General features: G+C 66.6%; 18 protein-coding genes. 7 read left to right on the top strand and 11 right to left on the bottom strand.

The window, feature by feature from the left end:
* Window positions 1-69 precede the first annotated feature (69 nt).
* The 7 genes from A7X65_RS14280 (at window position 70) to trxA (ending at window position 12628) form a co-directional block, all read left to right on the top strand.
* Window positions 70-2574, top strand: coding sequence for a sensor histidine kinase (locus tag A7X65_RS14280; protein WP_063685748.1), 2505 nt, complete (start codon window positions 70-72; stop codon window positions 2572-2574).
* Window positions 2571-4103, top strand: a complete 1533-nt coding sequence (gene tsaE / locus A7X65_RS14275) for a tRNA (adenosine(37)-N6)-threonylcarbamoyltransferase complex ATPase subunit type 1 TsaE (RefSeq protein WP_063685746.1) — start codon at window positions 2571-2573, stop codon at window positions 4101-4103. Before A7X65_RS14280 ends, tsaE begins: the two co-directional genes overlap by 4 nt.
* A gap of 86 nt (window positions 4104-4189) precedes the next feature.
* A complete protein-coding gene (locus A7X65_RS14270) occupies window positions 4190-4507 on the top strand; it encodes a PilZ domain-containing protein (RefSeq protein ID WP_063685744.1) in 318 nt (105 codons plus the stop codon).
* A 141-nt stretch (window positions 4508-4648) separates the two neighbouring features.
* A complete protein-coding gene (locus tag A7X65_RS14265) occupies window positions 4649-5371 on the top strand; it encodes a nucleotidyltransferase family protein (protein ID WP_063685742.1) in 723 nt (240 codons plus the stop codon).
* Between the two features lie 217 nt (window positions 5372-5588).
* Window positions 5589-8735: a double-strand break repair protein AddB gene (addB, locus tag A7X65_RS14260; protein ID WP_063685740.1), complete on the top strand. Its 3147-nt coding sequence runs from the start codon at window positions 5589-5591 to the stop codon at window positions 8733-8735.
* On the top strand, window positions 8729-12238 hold the full coding sequence (addA, locus tag A7X65_RS14255; RefSeq protein WP_063685738.1) for a double-strand break repair helicase AddA: 3510 nt from the start codon (window positions 8729-8731) through the stop codon (window positions 12236-12238). Before addB ends, addA begins: the two co-directional genes overlap by 7 nt.
* 69 nt (window positions 12239-12307) lie before the next feature.
* The gene (trxA, locus tag A7X65_RS14250) at window positions 12308-12628 is read left to right on the top strand and encodes a thioredoxin (RefSeq protein WP_008540017.1); all 321 of its coding nucleotides are present in this window, start codon (window positions 12308-12310) and stop codon (window positions 12626-12628) included.
* A gap of 74 nt (window positions 12629-12702) precedes the next feature.
* Here the strand turns inward: trxA and A7X65_RS14245 are convergent, their stop codons facing one another.
* From A7X65_RS14245 to rpsA, 11 genes are all read right to left on the bottom strand, one after another.
* Window positions 12703-13116, bottom strand: a complete 414-nt coding sequence (locus A7X65_RS14245) for an SRPBCC family protein (protein WP_063685736.1) — start codon at window positions 13114-13116, stop codon at window positions 12703-12705.
* A gap of 124 nt (window positions 13117-13240) precedes the next feature.
* Window positions 13241-13981 carry a metallophosphoesterase family protein gene (locus A7X65_RS14240; RefSeq protein WP_063685734.1) on the bottom strand — a complete coding sequence of 247 codons (741 nt, stop codon included), beginning with the start codon at window positions 13979-13981 and terminating at the stop codon, window positions 13241-13243.
* Window positions 13982-14123: 142 nt separating this feature from the next.
* A complete protein-coding gene (locus tag A7X65_RS14235) occupies window positions 14124-15467 on the bottom strand; it encodes a bifunctional folylpolyglutamate synthase/dihydrofolate synthase (protein ID WP_063685732.1) in 1344 nt (447 codons plus the stop codon).
* Window positions 15464-16405: an acetyl-CoA carboxylase, carboxyltransferase subunit beta gene (accD, locus tag A7X65_RS14230; protein ID WP_063685730.1), complete on the bottom strand. Its 942-nt coding sequence runs from the start codon at window positions 16403-16405 to the stop codon at window positions 15464-15466. Before accD ends, A7X65_RS14235 begins: the two co-directional genes overlap by 4 nt.
* Window positions 16406-16494: 89 nt before the next feature.
* Window positions 16495-17331 (bottom strand): tryptophan synthase subunit alpha, encoded by an 837-nt coding sequence (gene trpA / locus A7X65_RS14225; protein WP_063685729.1) that lies wholly within the window; start codon window positions 17329-17331, stop codon window positions 16495-16497.
* Complete coding sequence (gene trpB, locus A7X65_RS14220; protein WP_063685727.1) at window positions 17328-18542, bottom strand: tryptophan synthase subunit beta; 1215 nt, start codon at window positions 18540-18542, stop codon at window positions 17328-17330. The genes trpA and trpB overlap by 4 nt, the downstream gene beginning before the upstream one ends.
* Window positions 18539-19198, bottom strand: a complete 660-nt coding sequence (locus A7X65_RS14215; RefSeq protein ID WP_063685725.1) for a phosphoribosylanthranilate isomerase — start codon at window positions 19196-19198, stop codon at window positions 18539-18541. Before A7X65_RS14215 ends, trpB begins: the two co-directional genes overlap by 4 nt.
* A gap of 66 nt (window positions 19199-19264) precedes the next feature.
* The gene (locus A7X65_RS14210) at window positions 19265-19657 is read right to left on the bottom strand and encodes a lipopolysaccharide assembly protein LapA domain-containing protein (RefSeq protein WP_063685723.1); all 393 of its coding nucleotides are present in this window, start codon (window positions 19655-19657) and stop codon (window positions 19265-19267) included.
* Window positions 19658-19728: 71 nt separating this feature from the next.
* Window positions 19729-20034 carry an integration host factor subunit beta gene (locus A7X65_RS14205; protein ID WP_007598410.1) on the bottom strand — a complete coding sequence of 102 codons (306 nt, stop codon included), beginning with the start codon at window positions 20032-20034 and terminating at the stop codon, window positions 19729-19731.
* Between the two features lie 170 nt (window positions 20035-20204).
* On the bottom strand, window positions 20205-21185 hold the full coding sequence (gene sppA / locus A7X65_RS14200) for a signal peptide peptidase SppA (protein WP_063685722.1): 981 nt from the start codon (window positions 21183-21185) through the stop codon (window positions 20205-20207).
* A gap of 325 nt (window positions 21186-21510) precedes the next feature.
* Window positions 21511-23217 carry a 30S ribosomal protein S1 gene (gene rpsA / locus A7X65_RS14195; RefSeq protein WP_027561579.1) on the bottom strand — a complete coding sequence of 569 codons (1707 nt, stop codon included), beginning with the start codon at window positions 23215-23217 and terminating at the stop codon, window positions 21511-21513.
* Window positions 23218-23449 lie beyond the last annotated feature (232 nt).

The following is a 23449-nucleotide window of genomic DNA, read 5'->3' as shown; positions in this document are numbered from 1 at the left end:
GGGTATTGTCTTTTGATTCGCGTGCGGCGGGGGTCGCCGCGCGTAAATCCGTGCGGTCTTGGGGCAACTATGTCAGGCGTGATCGTGTCGATGCGTCGGACGCTGCTGTCGTGCACATCGTTGGTGCGCACCAGCCTGTTCGGAGGCGCTCTTGCGGCGGTGCTGCCGGCTGCGCCGGCCGAGGCCGCCGACCTCATCGACACCCTCTCCACATTGCTGGACTTCAACCGGCAGGAACTCGCGGTGCTCGCCACCGCGCTGGCCCTGCTCGGCTTCTCGGTCGTGGCCGCGATCCTGCTGATGCGCACGCGCGTGCGCACCTCGAAGAACGAGGCGCAGCTGCGCGCGCGAATCGGGGAACTCCAGCTCCAGGCCGACCGCTTCGGCGCGCTGCTGTTCGCCGAGCCGCAGATCCTGATCTCATGGCCGGCCGGCGACAATCGCGCGCAGATCTCCGGCGACATCTCGATGGTGCTGCCGCGCGATTCCTCGCCGCAGCGCGTGCTGGCGTTCGGAACCTGGCTGCCGCCGGAACCCGCGTTGCAAATGGACCATGCCGTCGATGCGCTGCGTGACCGCGGCGACGGCTTCCAGCTGACGCTGACCACCGCGCATGGCCACACGCTGGAAGCCATCGGCCGCGCCATCGGCGGCCAGGCCATCGTCCGGATCCGCGAGCTCTCCGGCCTGCGGCGCGATCTGGCCGAAACCAATCTGCGCTACAAGGCGCTCTCGGACGAGACCGAGATGCTGCGCGGCTTCGCCGCCGCCGCGCCGTGGCCGATCTGGGCCAAGGGCGAGAACGGCGCGCTCACCTACGCCAATCCGGCCTATGTCCGCGCCACCGAGGCGGCCAGCATCACCGACGCGCAGGAGCGCAAGCTCGAGCTGCTCGATAGCGCCGACCGCACCGCGCTGGAGCGGGGGCTGAAGGATGCCGCCAGCTTCACCTCGCGGCTGCCGATCGTGATCGGCGGCGAGCGGCGCATGTACGACGTCCGCGCCGTCAATGTCGGCAGCGGCAGCGTCGGCGTCGCCATCGATGCCAGCGAGGCGGATGCGCTGAGCTCGGCACTGGTGCGGATGGCGGAGGCGCATCGCCGCACGCTGGACCAGCTCTCCTCCGGCGTCGCCGTGTTCGACGGCCAGCGCCGGCTCGCCTTCTACAACGATTCCTACCGCCGGCTGTGGGACCTCGACCGTACCTTCCTCGACGCCAACCCCGACGATTCCAGCGTGCTCGACCAGCTTCGCGCCGCGCGCAAACTGCAGGAGCAGCCGGACTTCCGCGCCTGGAAGGCCAAGCTGCACGAGGCCTATCGCGCGGTCGAGGCGGCCAAGGACACCTGGTACCTGCCCGATGGCCGCGCGCTCTCCGTCGTCACCACGCCGAACCCGGAAGGCGGCGTCACCTATCTGTTCGACGACGTCACCGAGAGCCTCGACTTGGCCCGCCGTTTCGACGGCATCGTCCGGGTCCAGCGCGAGACGCTGGACAGTCTCGCCGAAGGCGTCGCCGTGTTCGGCAGCAACGGCAAGGCGCAGCTCTTCAACCCGGCCTTCGTGCGGATGTGGAAGCTCTCCAGCGACGCCATGCGCGACGAGCCGCACATCCAGACCGTCGAGGGCTGGTGCCATCAACTGTTCGACGATCCCGTGGTCTGGCGCCAGATCCGCGAGGCCATCACCTCGATCGAGAACCGCGCCGACGTGCCGCTCAAGCTGGAGCGCAAGGACGGCAGCGTGCTCGACGGCATGATCCGGCCGCTGCCCGACGGCGCCACCATGCTGACGTTCCAGGACATCACCGACACCGAGAATGTCGAGCGCGCGCTGCGCGAGCGCAATGAGGCGCTGGAGACCGCCGACCAGATGAAGGTGGATTTCGTCCACCACGTCTCCTACGAGCTGCGCTCGCCGCTCACCACCATCATCGGCTTCGCGCATTTCCTCAGCGACCCCTCGACCGGGCCGCTGACGCCGAAGCAGGCAGAATATCTCGACTACGTCACCAAATCGACCAATGCGCTGCTCGCGCTGACCAACAACATTCTCGATCTCGCCACCATCGATGCCGGCGCGATGAAGCTGGAACTCGGGCCGGTCGACGTCAGCAAGACCATCGAGCTGGCCGCCGAGGGCATCCAGGATCGCCTCGCCACCGACCGCATCCGCCTCAAGGTCGAGATCGCGCCCGATGTCGGCAGCTTCGTCGGCGACGAGAAGCGCGTGGTGCAGGTGCTCTATAACCTCCTCGCCAACGCCGTCGGGTTTTCTCCACAGGATTCCACCGTCGGCATCAGCGCGCGCCGCACCGAACGCAGCGTGGTCTTCACTGTGACAGATTCCGGGCCTGGAATACCTGCCGACATGAAGGACAAGGTGTTCAACTGGTTCGAAAGCCGCTCGCAGGGCTCGCGTCACCGCGGCGCCGGGCTCGGCCTGTCGCTGGTGCGCTCCTTCGTCGAGCTGCATGGCGGCAAGGTGCGGGTGGATTCGATCGTCGGCCGGGGCACGGTGGTGATCTGCGACTTCCCGACCGACCAGGCGGCGCATCGCGACGCCGCCGAATGACAGAACCAACCACCTTCTCCGTCGCGCTTCACAACGAGACGGCCACCGCGCAACTGATGGCCGATCTCGCTTTGCTGGTCGGCCCCGGCGACGTCATCACCCTCACCGGCGATCTCGGCGCCGGCAAGACCGCGGCGGCCCGCGCACTGATCCGCTATCTCGCCGGCGACGACGAGCTGGAAGTGCCGAGCCCGACCTTCACGCTGGTGCAGGGCTATGAGCTGCCGCCGTTTCCGGTGATGCATGCCGACCTCTACCGCGTCGAGGACGAGAGCGAGCTCGAGGAGATCGGGCTGTCGCCGCTCCCCGAGGCAACGCTTGTGCTGATCGAATGGCCGGAGCGGGCGCCGTCGGCGATGCCCGCGGATCGCATCGACATCGCCCTGACGCATCGGCCGGCGCTGGGCTCGAATGCGCGCGCTGCCGATATCACCGGCCATGGCAAGGCCGCCGCCATTGTCGCGCGGCTGCAGGCGTTGCGCGAATTCCTCGATACGTCCGGCTACATGGATGCAACGCGCCGGCGTATGGCGGGCGATGCCTCGACACGCTCCTATGCGCGGCTGCTGCGTGATGACGAGGTCGTCATCCTCATGAACTCGCCGCAGCGCCCCGACGGCGCCGCGCTCTACAACGGCAAGTCCTACAGTGCCGCGGTGCATCTCGCCGAGAACGTCAGGCCCTTCGTCGCCATCGACGAAGGCCTGCGGGCGCTGGGGATTTCGGCGCCTGCGATTCATCATTTCGATCTCGGCCACGGCTTCCTGATCAGCGAGGATTTCGGCAGCGAAGGCGTGATCGAGGGCGATCCGCCGCGCCCGATTGCCGAGCGCTACGAAGCTGCGACCGACGTGCTGGCCGCGCTTCACGGCAAGACGCTGCCGGAGACGCTGCCGCTGGATGGACAGACCTACGACATCCCCGTCTTCGACATCGAGGCGATGCTGATCGAAATCGGATTGATGCCGGAATGGTATCTGCCCGATCGCAACGCGCCATTGAGCGATGAGAAGCGCGCGGAATTCTTCGCGATGTGGCGCGAGCTGCTGAAGAAGCCGCTTGCGGCGCCGCGGACGTGGATCATCCGCGACTATCACTCGCCCAATCTGATCTGGCTCGCTGACCGCTCCGGCACCGACCGCGTCGGCGTGATCGACTTCCAGGACACGGTGCTGGGCCCGCACTCCTACGACGTAGTCTCGCTGCTGCAGGACGCACGTATCGATGTGCCCGAAAACGTCGAGCTGACGCTGCTGTCGCGCTACATCAAGGCGCGGCGCGCAGGCGATGCGGGCTTCGATGCCGCCGGCTTCGCCGAGCTCTACGCGATCATGTCGGCGCAGCGTAACACGCGCCTGCTCGGCACGTTTGCCCGGCTCAACCGCCGCGACGGCAAGCCGCACTATCTGCGCCACCAGCCGCGGATCTGGACCTACCTGCAGCGCTCGCTGGCGCATCCCGCGCTCGGCCATCTGCGCGACTGGTATCTGGCCAACGTGCCGCCGCCCCAACGCCCTTCACAAGCCTGATTCGGGCCCGATTTACCGGCTGTTAGCCAAGGCATCGCTATTCTCGCGGCCAGGCAGCCGGATAAATACGGGCTGGAGCGGGGCTGATGGCGGTAAAGACGGACCAGCGCGGCAACAGCCGGGTTGTTTTCGAACGCGGGATACCGGCCCAGATGATGGGAATCGACGGCACCTGGCGGCGCGACTGCACCATGGAGGACGTCTCCGAGAGCGGTGCCAAGCTGACCATCGACGGTTCGGTCGAAGGCCTGCATCTGAAGGAGTTCTTTCTCCTGCTGTCCTCCACCGGACTCGCTTACCGGCGCTGCGAACTGGCCTGGGTCAATGGCGACCAGATCGGCGTCAACTTCCTGAAGATTGGCGACAGGAAGAAAAAGGCGCGTTCCACCGCCGTTGGGGCGTAACGGCAACACCCGTCGCACAACCGTCACGGCGGGTGGCTAAGGCGGTTGAGACGCGGTGCGGCTGGTGCAGTCCCGTGCTAGGATTTGCTGCAAACGCGAAACCAGCGGGTTCAAGAGAGAAGAGTTCTGAGAAGGCAAAGGATGTCCGTCAAGCCGACCAAAGCCATGGTGCTCGCCGCAGGTTTCGGCCTGCGCATGCGTCCGTTGACGGACAAGATGCCGAAGCCGATGGTGCCGGTCGCCGGTCAGCCGCTGCTCGACCACGTGCTCGACAAGCTCGGCCAGGCCGGCGTCACCGAGGCCGTGGTCAATGTGCATTACCTGCCGGACCAGATCATCAACCACACCGCATCGCGCCAGCTTCCGCACGTGACCATCTCGGACGAGCGCGACCAGGTGCTCGGCACCGGCGGCGGCGTGGTCAAGGCGCTGCCGCTGCTCGGCGACGCGCCGTTCTTCCACGTCAATTCCGACACGCTGTGGATCGACGGCGTGCGCTCCAACCTGACGCGCCTTGCCGAGAACTTCGACCCCGAGCGCATGGACATCCTGCTGCTGATGGCGCCGACCGCGACCAGCATCGGCTACAGCGGCCGCGGCGATTACGGCATGCTGCCCGACGGCGCCCTGCGCAAGCGCAAGGAGAAGGAAGTCGTCCCGTTCGTCTATGCGGGCGCGGCGATCCTGTCGCCGTCGATCTTCAAGGATGCGCCGCAGGGCGAGTTCTCGCTGACCAAGATGTTCGACCGCGCCAATGAGCAGGAGCGGCTGTTCGGCCTCCGCCTCGACGGTGTCTGGATGCATGTCGGCACGCCCGATGCGGTGCACGCCGCCGAAGAGGCGTTTCTGGAGAGCGTGGCGTAGAGCCAGCCCCGAAGACGGTGCCGCAGGGTGGGCAAAGCGAAGCGTGCCCACGCATTTTTTATGATCGAGAGAGAACGTGGGCACGGCGCTGTCGCGCCTTTGCCCACCCTACGGCTCCTGTGCCAGCCCCGTCGAACAACGGGGACGACTCCCTCCCGCCCCATGACCATTCGCGCGCGGCTCCCTATATTGCCCTGATTCCCGAATCAGGCAGTCCATGCGCGTCTTCAGCGTTCCCATCTCAGTTCCGTTCCTGCGCACGGTCGTCACCGCCCTGCTCGACGGCCGGCTCGTCGAGGGATTCGAGGCGCGCAAGGAACCAGCGCGGCTGGCCGACGCGACGCTGTACCTGCCGACGCGGCGCGCGATGCGCGTCGTCCGCGAGATATTCCTCGACGAGATGCAGGCGGATGCGGTGGTGCTGCCGCGCATCGTCGCGCTCGGCGACATCGACGAGGACGAGCTCGCCTTCGCCGACGAAGGCGAACAGTTCTCGACCAACGCCCCGCTCGACATTCCGCCCCGGCTTGACGAGCTGGAGCGGCGCCTGACGCTGGCGCAACTCGTCGCGGCCTGGGCCAAGGGCCCGGTGCTGGCGCCGCTGGTGGTCGGCGGTCCGGCTTCGACGCTCGCACTCGCCGGCGACCTCGCGCGGCTGATCGACGACATGGTGACGCGCGGCGTCGACTGGAGCGCGCTCGACGGCCTCGTGCCGGACAACCTCGATCGTTACTGGCAGCACTCGCTCGAATTTTTGCGCATCGCGCGCATCGCCTGGCCCCATCATCTCGCCGAGATCAACCGCATCGAGCCCGCGGCACGGCGCGATATGTTGATCGCTGCCGAAGCAAAACGGCTGACCGCGCATCCCCGTGGCCCCGTGATCGCAGCGGGCTCGACCGGCTCGATGCCCGCCACCGCCAAATTCCTGCACGCGGTCGCCGCGCTGCCGCACGGCGCGGTGGTGCTGCCGGGGCTCGACACCGATCTCGACGACGACGCCTGGCGGACCATCGGCGGCGTGCGCGACTCGCTCGGCAAGTTCGCCGAGCATCCGGCCTCGAACCATCCGCAATATGCCATGCATGCGCTGCTGCAACGCTTCGGCATCAAGCGCAGCGACGTCGAGATTCTGCAGCCGCCGGCCGCAGGCGGCCGCGACATCCTCGCATCCGAATCGATGCGGCCATCGGCGAAGACGGAAGTCTGGCACGACCGGCTGAAACAGCCTGATGTCGCCGCGAAGCTCGCCGGCGGCATGAGGAACCTCGCCGTCGTCGAAGCCCCCAATCCCGAAATGGAGGCGCTCGCCATCGCCATCGCGATGCGAGAGGCGCGGCATCTCGACAAATCGGCGGCGCTGGTGACGCCGGATCGCGCGCTGGCGCGGCGAGTGATGGCGGCGCTGACGCGATGGGATCTCGACTTCGACGATTCCGGCGGTGACGTGCTGATGGAGACCTCCGCCGGTGTCTTTGCGCGTCTTGTGGCGGAAGCTGCGACCAAGGGCCTGGAGCCGCCGACATTGCTGGCGATGCTGAAGCATCCGCTGTGCCGGCTCGGCCGCGCGCCCGGCGCGTGGAAGGCGGCGATCGAAGGCCTCGAGCTCGCGGTCCTGCGCGGCACACGCCCGCCTGCGGGCACCGCCGGCCTGTTGCGCGAATTCAACCGTTTTCGCGACGAGCTCGCAAAGCTGTGGCGCAGCGAGGTCTCCGCGCTGCACAGGGCCGAGCCCCGCGCGCGTCTGAAGGCCGAGGATCTCGATCGCATCCAGACCCTGATCGATGCCCTGCAGAAGGCACTGGCGCCGATCGAGTGCCTGCCGCCGCCAAAGCCATACGACTTCGCCGAGCTCGCGCATCGTCATCGCGAGATCATGATCGAGCTGTCGCGCGACGAGCAGGGCGTCCCGCTCGCCTTCGAGGAGCGCGAAGGCCTTGCGCTGGCCGGCGCCTTCGACGATCTCCTGCGCGGCGGCACGACCAGCGGTTTGATGGTGCAGCTAGCGGACTATTCCGATGTGTTCCAGACCGCCTTCGGCGACCGCGCGGTGCGGCGACGCGACAGGCCGGGCGCGCGCCTGCAGATCTACGGCCCGCTGGAATCGCGCCTGATGCAGACCGACCGCGTCATCATCGGCGGCCTGATCGAAGGCGTGTGGCCGCCAGCGCCGCGCATCGATCCCTGGCTCAGCCGACCGATGCGTCACGAGCTGGGACTCGACCTGCCGGAGCGTCGTATCGGCCTCTCCGCGCATGACTTCGCGCAGTTGCTCGGCGGCGACGAGGTGATCCTCACCCATTCCGCCAAGGCCGGCGGCGCGCCGGCGGTCGCCTCGCGCTTCCTGCACCGACTGGAGGCGGTGGCGGGCGACGAGCTCTGGAAGGCGGCCGTGCGCGCGGGCGAGAAATACGTGCAGTTCGCGGGCGCGCTCGACCAGCCCGCCGAGGTCACGCCGATCAAGCAGCCGGAACCGCGGCCGCCGCGCGCGACGCGGCCGCTGAACATGTCGGTGACCGCGATCGAGGACTGGCTGCGCGATCCCTACACGATCTACGCCAGGTACATCCTGCGGCTCGATGCGCTCGATCCCGTCGACATGCCGCTGTCGGCCGCCGACCGCGGCTCTGCGATTCACGAAGCGATCGGCGAATTCACGGAAACCTATGCGACGCGCCTGCCCGCCGATCCCGCCCGCGTGCTGCGCGCGATCGGCGAGAAGCATTTTGCGCCGCTAATGGAACGCCCCGAAGCGCGCGCGCTGTGGTGGCCGCGCTTCCAGCGCATCGCGCGCTGGTTCGGCGAATGGGAGACGGCGCGGCGCGAAGCGATCGGGACGATCAATGCGGAGACGCGCGGCGAGATTTCGATCCAGCTCGATCCCGCGCGCAGTTTCCGCCTCTCCGCGCGTGCCGACCGCATCGAGCGACGCCAGGGCGGCAGCTATGCCATTCTCGACTACAAGACCGGCCAGCCGCCGACCGGCAAGCAGGTCCGCATGGGCCTGTCGCCGCAGCTCACGCTGGAAGCGGCGATCCTGCGCGAGGGAGGCTTCCCCGATATCGACGCCGGCGCCTCCGTTAGCCAGCTCGTCTATGTCCGTCTCAGCGGCAACAACCCGCCCGGCGAGGAACGCATCCTCGAGCTGAAATACAAGCAGGGCGACGAGCCGCAGCCGCCGGACACCGCGGCCGCCGAAGCGCGCGCAAAACTCGAGGCGCTGATCCGCGCCTTCGAGGACGAGAACCAGCCCTACACCTCGTTGAACCTGCCGATGTGGGCGAACCGCTACGGCACCTATGACGACCTCGCCCGGATCAAGGAATGGTCCGCGGCCGGCGGACTGGGGATCGAGGAATGGTGAAGCTGCCGCGCCCGATTCCGGACGAGGTGCGTGCGCGACAGGCGCGTGCATCCGATCCGACCGCCTCGGCCTTCGTGTCGGCCAATGCCGGCTCGGGCAAGACGCATGTGCTGGTGCAGCGTGTGATCCGCCTGTTGCTGTCGGGCGTGCCGCCGGAAAAGATCCTCTGCATCACCTTCACCAAGGCCGCCGCCGCCAACATGGCTGAGCGCGTGTTCACCACGCTTGGTCATTGGGTCACGCTCGATGATGCCGGACTAGACGCTGCGATCCGCGCCGTCGGCATCCCGCATCCTGATCGAAAGCTGCGCCGCGACGCGCGAAAACTGTTCGCCTGCGCGCTGGAGACGCCGGGCGGATTGAAGGTGCAGACCATCCACGCATTGTGCACGCGCCTGCTCCAGCAATTTCCGTTCGAGGCCAATGTCCCCGCGCGCTTCTCGGTGATCGACGAGCGCGACCAGACCGACATGATGGAGCGCGCCAATTTGAAGGTGCTGCTGGAGGCCGCGCGCGACCCCGACAGCGTCACCGGCCGCGCGCTGCTGACGGCGATGGCGAACGCCGCCGACGTCACCTTCAAGGAGGTCGTGCGCGAGGCTTGTCTGAGCCGCGATCATTTCATGGCCTGGACCGATGAGGCCGGTAACGCGGAAGCGGCCGCTGCGCAGATGGCTGCCGTGCTCGGCGTCGACGCGAGCGACCGCATCGAGGACGTCGAGACCGAGATCCTCGATGGCCCGTTCCTGCCGCGCTCGCGCTGGGACGACATCGCGTTCGCGCTGGAGGATGGCAGCAAGTCCGACAACGATCAGGCCGGCCGGCTCCGCGAGGCAAAGGTGTTCTCCGGCGCAGCCCAGGTCGATGCTTACCTCGGCGTCTTCCTCACCGACGAGAAGCTGCCGCGCAAGGCGGTGCTGACCAAGAAGTTCGGCGACCACAATCCATCCGTCGCGCGCCTGTTCGAGAACGAGGCACAGCGCATCGGCGGACTGGTCGAGAAGCGCCGTGCCGTGACCATGCGAGACCGCACCGCGGCCCTGCTGCACATCGCGACCGCGGCTGCAGCGAACTATCGCCGCGAGAAGCAGGAGCGCGGGCTGCTCGACTACGACGACCTCATCGACAAGACGCTGGCAATGCTCAATCGCGTCTCCTCGGGCTGGGTGCATTACAAGCTCGACCGCGGCGTCGATCACGTGCTGATCGACGAGGCCCAGGACACCAGCCCGCGGCAATGGGACATCGTCGCGCACATCATCTCCGAATTCACCGCCGGCGAAGGCGCGCGCGAGGGTCTCAACCGCACCATCTTCGCCGTCGGCGACGAGAAGCAGTCGATCTTCTCGTTCCAGGGCGCCGACCCCCATGAATTCGACACGCGCAAGCGGGAGCTGGACCGCAGGTTCAAATCTGCCGGGCTGAAGTTCGATCCGGTCGCTTTCACCTATTCGTTCCGCTCGGGTGCCGCGATCCTGCACTCGGTCGACCACGTCTTCCGCGAGCCCCAGATCTACAAGAGCATCCATTCGGTCGACATCGGCCATCCCCTGCACAATTCGCTCAGCGACGCCGGTCCGAGCGTCGTCGAGCTCTGGGATCTCGCGGAAGCCGACGACCGGCAGGAGATCGAGGGCTGGCGCGCGCCGTTCGACGGCGTTGCCGCCACCAGTCCCGAGGTCAAGCTGGCCCGCCGCATCCAGGCCGAGATCAAGCGGCTGGTGGAGAGCGGCACGCTGACCGGGCACGAAGGCGAGCGCCGTCCACTGCGCTATGGCGACATGCTGATCCTTGTGCGGCGCCGCGGCAACGCATTCGACGCCGTGATCCAGGCGCTGAAGCACGCCAACATCCCTGTCGCCGGCGCCGACCGGCTGAAGCTGACCGAGCACATCGGCATCATCGACCTGATGAACCTAGCGGACGCGCTGCTGCTGCCGCAGGACGACCTCGCGCTCGCGGTGGCGCTGAAGAGCCCGCTGTTCGGGCTCGACGACGACGATCTGTTCCAGCTCGCGTGGGATCGCAAGGGCTCGCTGCGCCGCGCGCTCGGCGAGCACGCGGAGACGAGCGAGAAATTCGCGACAGCGTTGCGGCGGCTGGAGGCTTGCGAGATCCGTGCGCGCGAGGAGACGCCGTTCGCCTTCTATGCCTGGCTGCTCGGCGGCGACGGCGGCCGTGCCCGCATCCTGCGCCGGCTCGGCCACGAGGCCAACGACGCGCTCGACGAATTCCTCGAGCTGGCGCTGAACTACGAGCGCAAGGCGCCGGCCTCGCTGCAGGGTTTCATGGCCTGGCTGCGCTCGGCCGACACCGAGGTGAAGCGCGACATGGAGATCTCGCGCGACGAAGTGCGGGTGATGACCGTGCATGGCGCCAAAGGCCTGGAGGCCTCCGTCGTGTTCATGGTCGACACCACGTCGTCGCCGGCGGACTCGCAGCGGCTGCGGCTGATCCAGGTGCCGCGCGGCAATGGCGGCGAGGTCGTGGTCTGGGCCGGCCGCAAGGCGGACGATCCCAAGCCGGTCGTCGAGGCGCGCAAGGCGATGATCGAGGAGACCGAGGACGAATACCGTCGGCTGCTCTATGTCGCGATGACGCGCGCGGCCGACCGGCTGATCGTCGGCGGCTGCATGCCCGGCAACATGAGGACGGTGCGCAAGCTGAGCTGGTACGACCTTATCGACACCGGTCTCTCAGGCTCGGGCCTCGACAAGCAGACGATCGAGACGCCGCTCGGCAAGGTCACCCGATTCGCCCGGCCGGAGGACGTCGCCGCGCTGGGCACGCCGGCGAAATCCGTGGACCAGACGATCGCATTGCCGGACTGGCTGAGGACGCCCGCGCCCCGCGAGGCCGGCGATGAGGATCTCGTGCGCCCGTCCGGCCAGTCGGCCGAGGACGGCCGCAGCGTACGCTCCGGCGAATCGGTGCAGTCCCGCGCACTGGCACTGCAGCGCGGCACGCTGGTGCACCGTCTGCTGCAATCCCTGCCCGACCTCGGCCCCGAGCGCCGGCGCGAGGCCGCGCTCGGTTTCATGACGCGCAACGCCCCGGACTGGCCGGAGGCCGACCGCATTGCGCTCGCCGACAAGGTGCTCGCCTTGATCGCCGAGCCGCGGTTTGCGCCGGTCTTCGCCGCCGGCAGCCGGGCGGAGGTGGCCATTGCCGGCCGGCTCGACCGGCCGGGCGGCACGCCGGCACTGGTGTCGGGGCAGATCGACCGGCTGGTCGTGCGTCCGGATGAGGTCCTGATCGTCGATTTCAAGACCAACCAGGCCGCTCCCAAGAGCGCCGCTGAAGCGCCTGCCGCCTATGTCCGGCAGCTCGCGCTGTACCGGGCCGTGCTGGCGCGGCTTTATCCCCAAAAGCCCATCCGGGCGGTCCTGCTCTGGACCGAGGCCCTTGAATATATGGAGATTTCGGCCCCCGCGCTGGACGCGGCGCTGGCATCCCTTCATCTCGGTGTGAGCGTCCTTGACCCGGCAAGGGGCCGTTCATAGGTTCAGCCCATGATCCCGGGCGCGATTCCCAAGCGCGCCGATTCTCTTTCAACCGAGTGAGGTACTCCAATGGCCGTTAGCAAGGTTTCCGACGCCGATTTCGAAGCCGAAGTGCTCAAGGCGAACGGCCCCGTGGTCGTCGATTTCTGGGCCGAGTGGTGCGGCCCCTGCCGCATGATCGCCCCCGCGCTCGACGAGATCGCCGGCGCGATGGGCGACAAGGTCAAGATCGTGAAGCTCAACGTCGACGAGAGCCCGAAGACCGCGTCCAAGTACGGCGTGATGTCGATCCCGACCCTGATGATCTTCAAGGGCGGCGAGATGGCCTCCCGCCAGGTCGGCGCGGCGCCGAAGGCGAAGCTCCAGCAGTGGATCACGTCGGCGGTCTGATCCGCGGCGCATTCTGATTTCGACGACGGCCGGCGAAAGCCGGCCGTTTTGTTTTGTCTGGTGCCCGGCGACGTCTAGGCTTCCGCGAGCTTGACCAGGCTCGCGAGGACCTCTGGAAAATCAGACGCGACGGCGGGTCCGATCTCCGCGGCTTGCGGCCCGCTGGCGTCGACCGCGTAGACGATGCGCGTACGCGCCGATCCAAGCGGCTCGATGCGATGGGCGACTTTGATGACGAGATCGCCGACCCGCGTTTCGTCGACGAAGCACGAATTCTCGCGAACCTCGATGAGTTGCGAGCGCAGCGCCTCCTCTCCCGGCGGCTTCATCGTGAACCAGGTGCCGGCCGCGAACGGTCCGTCGATGGCGATCTCTTCGATGCCCGCGTTCCAGTTTTTCCAGCCGGGGACATCGCGAAAGATGCGCCAGATCGTCTCGGCGGCTGCCGACGTCTCGATCGCATATTCGTGCCGCCAGACATCGTCCATTGCGCCGCTCCCTCTTTTTATATGGTTATAGCGTAGCCCGGATGGAGCGCAGCGTAATCCGGGAATCGCGCCACAAACGATCGCGGCCCCGGATTGCGCTTCGCTCCATCCGGGCTACCAGACCCTACTTGATCCAGCCTGTCGCAAGCGCGTTGGCGAGCTCCGGCTGATTGTTGCGGCGTGCGAGCGCGGCCATGGTTTCATGATCGTAGGCGACGTGGCGGAACGTCACCTGCCAATTGCCGCCGGTCAGCTCGAGGATCGCATAGCGCGCGTGCGGCGTGCCGGCTTCGACGAGATGCGGGAATGGATGCACGTCGCGATAGCCGGGGCTGCCGACGCTGCCGGGATTGACGATCAGGCGGCCGTCGCGAAGTTGCACCGCGCGGGCGAGGTGGGTGTGAGCGCACAGGATCAGCGATTGCGTGACGCCTCGCGCGAACTGCTCGATGCGGTCGAGCGGCGATAGCGCCACGGTGCCGTCGGGATGCACCGTGTCGAGCCAGTAGATTTCGTCGTCATTTGGCGTCGCGTGGCACAGGAAAACCTGATCGCGAAACACGCGCGTCATCGGCAGCGCGCGCAGCCAGTCGAGCTGCGCGACGTCCAGCTGTGCATGCGCGGGCCGGTCCCACGAGCCCATCTTCTCCGGCGTACGATCGAGCAGATAACGGTCGTGATTGCCGAGCACGTGCACCGCATCGAGCTTCATCAGGATCTCGATGGTGCGCCGCGCATCGAGCGGGCCGCTCAGCATGTCACCGAGATTGACGATATCGGCGACGCCCTGTGCGCGGATGTCGGCGAGCACCGCCTCCAGCGCGAGATAGTTTCCGTGAACGTCGGCGATCGCAGCAAAGCGCATGGGCATTCCTCACTCAATCGTGCCCCGGACGCAGCGCAGCGCCTCTTCGGTGGTGCGCTGCAGAGCCGGGGCCCACCTGGCTTCTGGGTCCCGGCTCTGCGGAGCAGCGTTGCACGCTGCGCCGCGTCCGGGACAAGAGAGCCTATGCAGGAGGCGTGCCGTTGAGGCCGAGCACATGGCCGGCGAGGTACAACGAGCCGGTGATCAGGATGCGCGGCGGCACCTCATAGGCCAGCTTCGACAAGGCGCGCAGCGCGGCCTCGATGCCGGGCGCGATCTCGACGCGCATGCCGAGGCTGCGCGCGGCATCGGCGAGGCGGTCGACCGGCATCGCGTTCTCGGTATCGGGGATCGGCACCGCGACGATGTGACGGGTGAGGCCGGCGAAATTGGCGAGGAAGGCTTGCGCATCCTTGTTGGCCATCATGCCCGCGATCACCACCAGCGGCCGCGAGACGCGCTCCTCGAGATCGCCGAGCGCGGCGGCCGCGACGCGCCCGCCTTCGGCATTGTGGCCGCCGTCGAGCCAGATCTCGGAGCCCTGCGGTCCCCAGGACAGCAGCTCGCCCGAGGTGATGCGCTGCATCCGCGCCGGCCATTCGGCGCCGACAATGCCGGCTTCGAAGGCAGCGTGATTGACCTTGAAGGTCGGAATCGCGCGCAGCGTCGCGATCGCAAGGCCGGCATTGTCGAACTGGTGGCGGCCGAACAGGCGCGGCGTCGCCAGGTCCATCAGGCCGCGGTCGTCCGAGTAGACCAGCCGCCCGTGCTCGAAATTGACGTGCCAGCTCTCGTTCGCCGCAAACAGCGGGGCCCGCATGCGCTTCGCCTGGGCCTCGATCACGGCCATCGCCTCCGGCAATTGCTCGGCGCAAATCACGGGCACGCCGCGCTTGATGATTGCGGCCTTCTCGGCGGCGATCAATGGCAGCGTGTCGCCGAGGAAATCCATGTGGTCCATGCTGACCGGCGTGATCACGCAGGCTGCCGGCGTCTCGACCACATTGGTCGAATCGAGCCGGCCGCCGAGACCGACTTCCAGCAGCACCACGTCGGCCGGGTTCTGCGCGAACAGATGAAACGCCGCGGCGGTCTTCAGCTCGAACACGGTCGCGGGCTCGCCGGCATTGACGCGCTCGACCTCTTCGAGCGCCGCGCGCAGCTCGTCGTCACCGACCAGCACGCCGCCGCCGACGCGGCCGAGCCGAAAGCATTCGTTGATGCGGACCAGATAGGGCGAGGTGTAGGCGTGGACGCGCAGGCCGGCGGCCTCCAGCGTCGCGCGCAGATAGGCGAGCGTGGAGCCCTTGCCGTTGGTGCCGGCGATGTGGATCACCGGCGGCAGCTTGCGTTCGGGGTGCCCGAGCCGCTCGAGCAGGCGGTGCATCCGCTCGAGGCCGAGATCGATGCGCTTCTGATGCAGCGCCGACAGCCGCCCGATCAATTCGCCGAGCGGTGTCTTCGTGCTTTCAGAGGACGCGTTCACGCGTGCGGCGCGGCCGGCGCCGTTTCGGCGGCCGATACGATCTGCGCCGGGCTCGTCACCGGCTGCGTCGGCTTCGATGCGCCTTCCAGCGCCGGCGCCTTGGTCAGCAGACGGCAGAGCCGCGCCAGCGTCGGACGCAGCTCGTGGCGGTGCACGACCATGTCGACCATGCCGTGCTCTTTCAGGTACTCGGCGCGCTGGAAGCCCTCGGGGAGCTTTTCGCGGATGGTCTGCTCGATCACGCGCGCGCCGGCAAATCCGATCAGCGCGCCGGGCTCGGCGATCTGCACGTCGCCGAGCATCGCGTAGGACGCGGTGACGCCGCCGGTGGTCGGATTGGTCAACACGACGATATAGGGCAGCTTTGCCTCGCGCAGCATCTGCACCGCGACGGTGGTGCGCGGCATCTGCATCAGCGACAGGATGCCTTCCTGCATGCGCGCGCCGCCGGACGCGGCAAACACGATGAACGGCGACTTCTTTTCGACCGCGAGCTCGAGCCCGCGCACGATGGCCTCGCCCGCGGCCATGCCGAGCGAGCCGCCCATGAAGTCGAAATCCTGCACGGCGACGACGACGGCGGCGCCTTCGAGCTTGCCGTAGCCGACCTTGATCGCGTCATTCAGGTTGGTGCGCGCACGCGCGTCCTTGACGCGGTCGACGTATTTCTTCTCGTCACGGAACTTGAGCGGGTCGGGCGTAACCTCGGGCAGCGCGACGTCGAACCAGGTCTCGTTGTCGAAGATCGACTTCAGGCGCGCCACCGCGCCCATGCGCATGTGGTAGTTCGAGCCGGGAATGACGAACTGGTTGGCCTCGACGTCCTTGTAGAACACGAGCTGTCCGGAATCCGGGCACTTGATCCAAAGATTCTCCGGCGTCTCCCGCCGCAGCATGTTGCGGATCTTCGGCCGGACCACATTGGTAAGCCAGTTCATGGTTTGCTCCGATGTGCGAACCCGCTGGGGCTCGCCTGAAGGGATATATGGCCGCCGGACCTAGCCCCGGCAAGCCGTCGTCTTGCGGCCTATTCCGCCGCCTGCTGCGCGCCCTTGACGCCCTTGGCCAGCGCCGCCGTCAGCTCGGCCACGGCGTTAACGGTTTTGGCGGTCGCGCGCCCCTCGGCGTCGAGGCTGTTCTTGAGCGCATCGACCAGCGCGGTGCCGACCACCGAACCATCGGCCTTCTCGGCAATGGCGCGGGCCGCCTCCGGCGTGCGGATGCCGAAACCAACGCAGATCGGCAGCTTGGTGTGCCGCTTGATGCGCGCGACGGCGTCGCCGACGACATTCGCGTCCGCTGCCGCTGCGCCGGTGATGCCGGCGATGGAGACGTAATAGACGAAGCCCGACGTGTTCGCGAGCACCGCGGGCAGCCGCTTGTCGTCGGTGGTCGGGGTCGCCAGGCGAATGAAGTTCAGGCCCGCCTTCAGCGCGGGAATGCAGAGCTCGTCGTCTTCCTCCGGCGGCAGATCGACGATGATCAGGCCGTCGACGCCGGCGCTCTTGGCATCAGCCAGGAACTTGTCGACGCCGTAAATGTAGATCGGATTGTAATAGCCCATCAGCACCAGCGGCGTGACGTTGTCGGACTTGCGGAAGTCGCGCACGAGATCGAGCGTTTTCTTCAGCGTCATGCCGACCTTGAGCGCGCGCAGACCCGCAGCCTGGATCGAGGGGCCATCGGCCATCGGATCGGTGAAGGGAATGCCGAGTTCGATGACGTCGGCGCCTGACTTCGAGAGCGCCTTGACGATCTCGAGCGACGTCTTGGGATCGGGATCGCCGGCCATCACATAGGTGACGAAGGCCGCGCGGCCCTCTTTCTTCAGCTCGGCGAAACGGGTGTCGATACGCGTGGTCACTTCTTGCCCCTCAGGATGTCGCCGACCTGCGGGACGTCCTTGTCGCCGCGGCCGGAGAGATTGACGACCATCAGGTGGTCTTTCGGCCGCTTCGGCGCGAGCTCCATCACCTTGGCGATGGCGTGCGCGGGCTCGAGCGCAGGGATGATGCCTTCGAGCTTCGACAGCAGCTGGAACGCGGCAAGCGCCTCGTCGTCGGTCGCGGAGAGATAGTTCACGCGGCCGACCTCGTGCAGCCAGGAATGCTCGGGGCCGATGCCGGGATAGTCGAGGCCGGCCGAGATCGAATGCGCGTCCTGGATCTGACCGTCGGCATCCATCAAGAGATAGGTGCGGTTGCCGTGCAGCACGCCGGGGCGGCCGCCCGCGATCGAGGCCGCATGCAGTTGCGTGAGCCCGTGACCCGCGGCTTCGACGCCGAAAATCTCGACGGAGGGATCGTCGAGGAACGGGTGAAACAGCCCCATCGCATTCGAACCGCCGCCGATGCAGGCGACCAGCGAGTCCGGCAGGCGACCTTCGATCTCCTGCATCTGCGTCTTGGTCTCGTTGCCGATGATCGACTGGAAGTCGCGCACCAGCGTCGGATAGGGATGCGGACCCGCCACCGTGCCGATGCAGTAGAAGGTGTTGTGCACGTTGGTGACCCAATCGCGCAGCGCCTCGTTCATTGCGTCCTTCAGCGTGCGCGTGCCCGACTGCACCGGAACCACGGTGGCGCCCAGCATCTCCATGCGGATGACGTTGGGCTGCTGCCGCTCGACGTCCACGGCGCCCATATAGACCACGCATTCGAGGCCGAAGCGCGCGCACAGCGTCGCGGTAGCGACGCCGTGCTGGCCCGCGCCGGTCTCGGCGATGATGCGCTTCTTGCCCATGCGCCGCGCCAGCATGATCTGGCCGAGCACGTTGTTCACCTTGTGCGAACCGGTGTGATTGAGCTCTTCGCGCTTCAGATAGATCTTGGCGCCGCCGAGATGCTCGGTCAGGCGCTCGGCGAAATACAGCGGCGAGGGCCGGCCGACATAGTTCTTGAGATAGCCGTTCATCTCGGCCTGGAAGGCCGGATCGGCCTTGGCCGCGGTGTAGGCCTTTTCCAGATCGAGGATCAGCGGCATCAGGGTTTCGGCGACGAAACGGCCGCCGAAGATGCCGAAATGACCGCGCTCGTCGGGGCCGCTGCGGTAGGAATTTGGTTTGGCGATGTTCATCGGACGCTCAACTCTTGACTGGCGCGCGCGGCGCGAATGAAGGCCTTGATCAGCTCGGGGTCCTTGACCCCCGGGGCGCTCTCGACACCGGAGGACACGTCGGCGCCGCCGGCGCCCGTGACGCGCAGGGCTTCGGCGACGTTGCCGGCATCCAGGCCGCCCGAGACCATGTAGGGCAATTTCAGATCGAGATTTTCCAGGAGATGCCAGTCGAAGGGTTCGCCGAGGCCACCGGGCCGCGTCGCATCCTTCGGCGCACGCGCATCGAACAGGATGCGGTCGGCGACCGCGGCATAGCCGGGCAGCACGGCGAGATCGCTGGCGGTTGCGACCGGCACCGCCTTCATCACGGGGCGGCCGAACTTCTGCTTGATGTCGCGCAGGCGGGCGACGCTCTCCTTGCCGTGGAGCTGGAACATGTCCGGAGACAGCGCATCCATGATGTTGTCGAGCGTGGCGTCGTCGGCATCGACCGTGAGCGCCACCGTCAGCGCGCGCCGCTTCACCTGGCGGCCGAGGTCCCGGCCCGCCTCCAGCGAGAGATGCCGCGGCGAGGGCGGAAAGAACACGAACCCCACCATGTCGGCACCCGCCTCGAGCGCCGTTTCGAGCGTCTCGCGCGTGGACAGGCCGCAGATTTTGACGAGCAGGGACATGGTCTTAAAGCGGGGTGGCGGCCGCAAGCGGCGGCCCGGAAACGGGTTTTTCGGTCGGGGCCGCTTCTACAACGTCGCGCGCTGCTTGTCTCGCCCGATGGGCCCGTAAAGGCCGGCCCCGGCGGGAACGGGAAGGCGCTGGGGCTCCGGCCTTGCGGCAGCCACCTGGGCCCGCAGATCGGCCAGTTCGCCCCTCGCCGTCCGGGCATCCGCCTCGTTCCGGCGCGCGGCGCGCCGCCAGCGCCGCTGGCCGAACCAGACGGCCAGGCCGCCCACGACAACCCCGATGGCGGCGGTCAGGATCAGGAGCAGGAACAGCGGCAGCGTCACCGAGAACGAGGGGTCGCTGGAGACAAAGGGATCGAAGGAGACCGTGACGAAATGCCGGTTGGCCACGGCAAAGGTCACCAGGATCAGGCCCAGCGGTATCACGATCAGCGCGGTCAGAAACTTTCGCATCTCGCTTCGCTCGCCTTGAATCAAGCCAGCGGCCGCATCGCTCGCGACCGCAAAAACCCCTGGCGCCGGCCTCAGTCTGGCGCGCCGGGATCCGGATGGTCGCGGTTCAGCCGCTCGCGCATTTCCTTGCCGGTCTTGAAGAACGGAACGCTCTTCTGGTCGACGGGCACATGGGCGCCGGTGCGTGGATTGCGCCCGGCGCGTGCCGGGCGATGCTTGACCGAGAAGGCACCGAAACCGCGCAGCTCGACGCGGTCACCGCGTGCGAGGGCCGCTACGATCTCTTCGAGAATCGCATTCACAATGTTCTCGACATCCCGCTGGTACAGATGCGGGTTGTGCTCGGCGATACGCTGAACAAGTTCGGATTTGATCATCGAGAGATAGGACCCGGGAGCGTGCGGATGACCATTTCCGTGAAAATACTGTGATCTGTCAAGACGCTAAATCAAGGTTGAGCGTCGTGAAATTGCGTGACAAATGCCGAAAAAGCGGGCTGCCCCGACACTCGCGGCGCGAGAAAACCTTCGGGAACTCGCCTGTCTGTTCAGTTTGACGCAGCCGGCTGCCACAACGCCAGCATTCCATCCATTCCGAACCTGTCGACTGCCTGCGCGACGCCGGTTTGTCCGATTTGATGCGCAATCGAGCCCAAACCAAGCGCTTCCAGCGTCACGGCCGCGGCAGTCTTGAGGAACGGCAGGTCGCCAAAACGCGGCTGCAGCTTGTAGTCGCGCACGGAAAGGCCCTTCTTGACGCCCTTCTGCTCGACCAGCCAGGTCACCGCCGTCTTCTCGTCGCCGATCTGATCGATCAGCTTGAGATCGATCGCCTGCCGGCCGGTGAAGACGCGGCCGTCGGCCACTTTCTCGAGCTGCGTGTCATCCATGCCACGCCGTTCCTTCACCAGTCCCTTGAACCAGGCGTAGGAATCCTTCACCAGCGCATCGAGCGCGGCGCGCGCTTCGGGGCTTGTCGGCTCGAAACCGTTGGGCGCAGCCTTCAGCGGCGAGGATTTCACCTCCTCGACCTTCACGCCAATGGTCTTCAACAGCTCGGTGACGTTGGGATACTGGAACAGCACGCCGATCGAGCCGACCAGCGAGCTCTGCTGCGCGATGATGTGATCGCTGGCGATCGCGGTGATGTAGCCGCCGGAGGCGGCGAGACCTTCGACCACGACGACAAGCGGCTTCTTTGCCTTGAGCCGCACGAGCGAGTCGTAGAGCTGCTCGGAGCCCGCGGTGGTGCCGCCCGGCGAGTTGATGTGAACGATGACGGCGGCGGCCTGCGAATTCTCGAGCCGCTCCAGCGCCTGCGTGCGATCGGAATCGCTGCGGATCAGGCCCTCGATCTGAACCCGCGCGATCGAACCGGCGGATGCGAACGTGCCGCGCGCACCGGGCGTTGCGATCAGCGCAAAGCTCGCGATCGCCGCGATCGCGATCAGCGCTGCCACCACGCGCCAGAACGTCAGCTTGCGGCGAATCCTGCGGCGATCGACGATGATGTCCGAATCGAGCGACATCGGAATGTCTCCAAATGAAAGGCCGTGCGCGTTGTGCCGTCACAACGTGAGCATTGGCTTAGCTGGATACATCAATTGCGGCGCAATTTGAAGAAATGAAGGCTTGGGGGGTGTAGCCCGGACGGAGCCACACATTCTCTGTCGTCCCGGCGAAGGCCGGGACCCATACCGCGGAATCCATCGGTTGCGATTGGTCGCAGTACCGCACGAAGGGTCTTTGCCAAACTACTCCCTGGGGTTATGGGTCCCGGCCTTCGCCGGGACGACATAGCAACAAAAAAGCCCCGGCTTGCGCCGGGGCTTCCCTGTCAGCGAAACGTTTCGCTTACTTGCTGTCGCGGTTCTTGAGCGCGGTGCCGAGGATGTCGCCCAGCGTCGCACCCGAATCCGAGGAGCCGTACTGCGCGATGGCTTCCTTCTCTTCGGCCACTTCGAGCGCCTTGATCGACACCTGGACCTTGCGGGCCTTCTTGTCGAACTGGATCACGCGGGCATCGACCTTCTCACCGACGGCGAAGCGTTCGGCGCGCTGGTCGTTGCGGTCACGCGCGAGCTCGGAGCGCTTGATGAAGGTGGTGAAGTCGGTACCGGCGATCTTCACCTCGATACCGCTCTCCTTCACTTCGAGCACTTCGCAGGTCACGACCGCGCCCTTCTTGACATCGCCCGGCTCGGCGAAGGGGTCGCCTTCGAGCTGCTTGATGCCGAGCGAGATGCGCTCCTTCTCGACGTCCACATCGAGCACCACGGCCTTGACCATGTCGCCCTTCTTGTAGTTGTCGATCACCTGCTCGCCCGGAAGCTTCCAGTCGAGGTCGGAGAGGTGGACCATGCCGTCGACGTCGCCCTCGAGACCCAGGAACAGGCCGAACTCGGTCTTGTTCTTGACCTCGCCCTCGACCACCGAACCGGTCGGGTGACCTTCGACGAAGACCTCCCACGGGTTGCGCATGGTCTGCTTGAGGCCGAGCGAGATACGGCGCTTGACGGAATCGACCTCCAGCACCTGCACGTCGACTTCCTGCGAGGTCGACACGATCTTGCCGGGGTGCATGTTCTTCTTGGTCCACGACATCTCGGAGACGTGGATCAGGCCTTCGATGCCCGGCTCGAGCTCGACGAACGCACCGTAGTCGGTGATGTTGGTGACGCGGCCGGTGAAGCGGGCACCCAGCGGGTACTTGGCTTCGATGCCCTGCCACGGATCGTCCAGCAGCTGCTTCATGCCCAGCGAGATGCGGTGCGTCTCGTGGTTGATCTTGATGATCTTGACCTTCACGGTCTGGCCGATCGAGAGCACCTCGGTCGGGTGGTTGACGCGGCGCCACGCGATGTCGGTGACGTGCAGCAGGCCGTCGATGCCGCCGAGGTCAACGAACGCACCGTAATCGGTGATGTTCTTGACCACGCCGTCGATGACCTGACCCTCTTCGAGGTTCTGCACCAGCTCCTGGCGCTGCTCGGCGCGGGTCTCTTCGAGAACCGTGCGGCGCGACACCACGATGTTGCCGCGGCGGCGGTCCATCTTGAGGATCTGGAACGGCTGCGAGTTGTTCATCAGCGGCGCGACGTCGCGGATCGGACGGATGTCCACCTGCGAGCGCGGCAGGAACGCAACGGCACCGTCGAGGTCGACGGTGAAGCCGCCCTTGACCTGGTTGAAGATGACGCCGTTGACCTTCTCGTTGTTCTGGAAGGCCTTCTCGAGCTTGCCCCAGCTCTCTTCGCGGCGCGCCTTGTCGCGCGACAGCACGGCTTCGCCGAGGGCGTTCTCGATGCGATCGAGGAACACTTCCACCTCGTCGCCGACCTTGAGTTCGGAGTCACGGCCGGGGCCGGAAAATTCGCGAAGGGCAACGCGGCCCTCGGTCTTCAGGCCGACGTCGATGACGGCCATGTCCTTTTCAATTGCAACCACCTTGCCCTTGACGACCGAGCTCTCCTGCAGGTTGCCACCTGCGAAGGACTCGTCGAGCATCGCGGCGAAATCGTCGCGCGACGGGCTATAGGTATCAGCAGAAGTCGAAGCCATTTGTTCTCCAGTTGCGGATGTCTTGCCGGCCGTTGGGTTCATGGGCGCATCGCACACGCAGTGTCGGAAGGTCCGCAAGACCTTCGAGCGACCGCTCGTTGCTCCGCCCCAAAAGGCGAACCAGCGGAAGCGGGCCGGCAGGGCCCGCGCGTTCGATACGTGGAAATCTGTTGTCCGGAGCCTGGATCGCACCGGTCCCGAAACGAAGGACCTGATGTATCGACCTCAAAGA

Source organism: Bradyrhizobium stylosanthis, assembly GCF_001641335.1.
Lineage (GTDB): Bacteria > Pseudomonadota > Alphaproteobacteria > Rhizobiales > Xanthobacteraceae > Bradyrhizobium > Bradyrhizobium stylosanthis.
This window is presented reverse-complemented; position numbering and strand designations above follow the sequence as displayed.

Excerpts from the sequence above, each read along its gene's own strand:
- A7X65_RS14280 (WP_063685748.1), top strand. The coding sequence starts at position 70 with ATGTCAGGCGTGATCGTGTCGATGCGTCGGACGCTGCTGTCGTGCACA.
- tsaE (WP_063685746.1), top strand. The coding sequence starts at position 2,571 with ATGACAGAACCAACCACCTTCTCCGTCGCGCTTCACAACGAGACGGCC.
- A7X65_RS14270 (WP_063685744.1), top strand. The coding sequence starts at position 4,190 with ATGGCGGTAAAGACGGACCAGCGCGGCAACAGCCGGGTTGTTTTCGAA.
- A7X65_RS14265 (WP_063685742.1), top strand. The coding sequence starts at position 4,649 with ATGTCCGTCAAGCCGACCAAAGCCATGGTGCTCGCCGCAGGTTTCGGC.
- addB (WP_063685740.1), top strand. The coding sequence starts at position 5,589 with ATGCGCGTCTTCAGCGTTCCCATCTCAGTTCCGTTCCTGCGCACGGTC.
- addA (WP_063685738.1), top strand. The coding sequence starts at position 8,729 with ATGGTGAAGCTGCCGCGCCCGATTCCGGACGAGGTGCGTGCGCGACAG.
- trxA (WP_008540017.1), top strand. The coding sequence starts at position 12,308 with ATGGCCGTTAGCAAGGTTTCCGACGCCGATTTCGAAGCCGAAGTGCTC.
- A7X65_RS14245 (WP_063685736.1), bottom strand. The coding sequence starts at position 13,116 with ATGGACGATGTCTGGCGGCACGAATATGCGATCGAGACGTCGGCAGCC.
- A7X65_RS14240 (WP_063685734.1), bottom strand. The coding sequence starts at position 13,981 with ATGCGCTTTGCTGCGATCGCCGACGTTCACGGAAACTATCTCGCGCTG.
- accD (WP_063685730.1), bottom strand. The coding sequence starts at position 16,405 with ATGAACTGGCTTACCAATGTGGTCCGGCCGAAGATCCGCAACATGCTG.
- trpB (WP_063685727.1), bottom strand. The coding sequence starts at position 18,542 with ATGAACATCGCCAAACCAAATTCCTACCGCAGCGGCCCCGACGAGCGC.
- A7X65_RS14215 (WP_063685725.1), bottom strand. The coding sequence starts at position 19,198 with ATGTCCCTGCTCGTCAAAATCTGCGGCCTGTCCACGCGCGAGACGCTC.
- A7X65_RS14210 (WP_063685723.1), bottom strand. The coding sequence starts at position 19,657 with ATGCGAAAGTTTCTGACCGCGCTGATCGTGATACCGCTGGGCCTGATC.
- A7X65_RS14205 (WP_007598410.1), bottom strand. The coding sequence starts at position 20,034 with ATGATCAAATCCGAACTTGTTCAGCGTATCGCCGAGCACAACCCGCAT.
- sppA (WP_063685722.1), bottom strand. The coding sequence starts at position 21,185 with ATGTCGCTCGATTCGGACATCATCGTCGATCGCCGCAGGATTCGCCGC.
- rpsA (WP_027561579.1), bottom strand. The coding sequence starts at position 23,217 with ATGGCTTCGACTTCTGCTGATACCTATAGCCCGTCGCGCGACGATTTC.